At 73.3% G+C, this 1,445-nt stretch carries 1 protein-coding gene and 1 pseudogene; both read left to right on the top strand.

All coding sequences use genetic code 11. From position 1 onward, the window contains the following. The first annotated feature begins 137 nt into the window (after window positions 1–137). Window positions 138–800, top strand: coding sequence for a 2-C-methyl-D-erythritol 4-phosphate cytidylyltransferase (gene ispD / locus BN2279_RS09635; protein WP_059008305.1), 663 nt, complete (start codon window positions 138–140; stop codon window positions 798–800). Beyond that, window positions 790–1,254: pseudogene (ispF, locus tag BN2279_RS09630) on the top strand (2-C-methyl-D-erythritol 2,4-cyclodiphosphate synthase); the annotation flags it as partial. The gene ispD and the pseudogene ispF, both read left to right, overlap by 11 nt. Window positions 1,255–1,445 lie beyond the last annotated feature (191 nt).

The following is a 1,445-nucleotide window of genomic DNA, read 5'->3' as shown; positions in this document are numbered from 1 at the left end:
GGTTGGGAGGGTGATCGTGGAGCAGGCGTTAGGGAGGCAAGGATATAGCGGGTGAGCGAGTGTAGATGGGTGGTATTTTGTGTCAAGTACCAGTGACCAGCGGGAACCTACACTGTCCTCTGCGTCGTCGGCTTCAGATGTTAATAAGAGCGAGGCTCAACGGCACGCCGATGCTGGTCCACGCCGTCCACGCCATGGCCCGGGCCCGCGCGGTCGCCCTCGTCGTCGTCGTGGCCCCGCCCGCCGAGGTCGAGGCCGTCCGCTCCCTGCTGGACGAGCACCCCCCGCCGCCCTCGGTGGAGCTGCTCGTCGTGCCCGGCGGCGCCACCCGTCAGGAGTCCGTCCGGCGCGGTCTGGCCGCGCTGCCGGACGACATCGCGGTGGTCCTCGTGCACGACGCGGCCCGCCCGCTCGTCCCCGTCGACACCGTGGACGCGGTGGCCGCCGCCGTCCGTGCCGGGGCGCCCGCCGTCGTGCCCGCCGTGCCGGTCACCGACACCGTGAAGCAGATCGCCGCCCCGGCCGCCGACGGCTCGCCCGAGCCGGTCGTCGCCACCCCGGACCGTTCGCTGCTGCGCGCGGTGCAGACACCGCAGGGGTTCGACCGCGCCACGCTGGTCGAGGCGCACACCAAGCTGGCCGCCGAGGACATCACCGACGACGCCGGTATGGTCGAGCGGCTCGGAGTGCCCGTGGTCCTGGTGCCCGGGCACGAGGAGGCGTTCAAGGTCACCCGTCCCCTCGATCTGGTGCTCGCCGAGGCCGTGCTCGCCCGCCGGAGGAGGAACGATGGCTTCTGACGCCGCTCAGGTGACCGCGCTGCCCCGGATCGGCGTGGGCACCGACGTGCACGCCTTCGAGGCGGGCCGCGCGCTGTGGTGCGCCGGGCTGCACTGGCCGGACGCCGCGTTCGGCCTCGCCGGGCACTCCGACGGCGACGTCGCCGCGCACGCCGCCTGCGACGCCCTGTTCTCCGCGGCCGGGGCCGGCGACCTGGGCGCGCACTTCGGCACCGACCGGCCCGAGTGGTCCGGCGCCTCCGGCGTGGCGCTGCTCGCCGAGGCCGCCCGTATCGTCCGCGCCGCCGGCTTCGACATCGGGAACGTGGCCGTCCAGGTCATCGGCGTCCGCCCCAAGATCGGCACCCGGCGCGCCGAGGCGCAGCGGGTGCTGTCGGACGCGCTCGGCGCGCCCGTCTCCGTCTCCGGCACCACCACCGACGGCCTCGGCCTGACCGGCAGAGCCGAGGCCGTCGGTGGTGGTGCCGGAGACGGAGACGGGCGCGCCGATGACCTGGACGGCCACGTTCCCGATGTCGAAGCCGGCGGCGCGGACGATACGGGCTGGCTCTTATCCACATCTGCCGCTGCCGACGACGGGGAGAGGGGCAGGCGCGGGCATCGCTGGACAGAGGACGTAAACTGGAAACAGTAGGTATACATAGG

The sequence above is a fragment of the Streptomyces specialis genome (assembly GCF_001493375.1).
Classification (GTDB): Bacteria; Actinomycetota; Actinomycetes; order Streptomycetales; family Streptomycetaceae; genus Streptomyces; species Streptomyces specialis.
The sequence above is the reverse complement of the archived record's forward strand: the minus strand, read 5'-3'. Positions and strand labels throughout refer to the sequence as shown.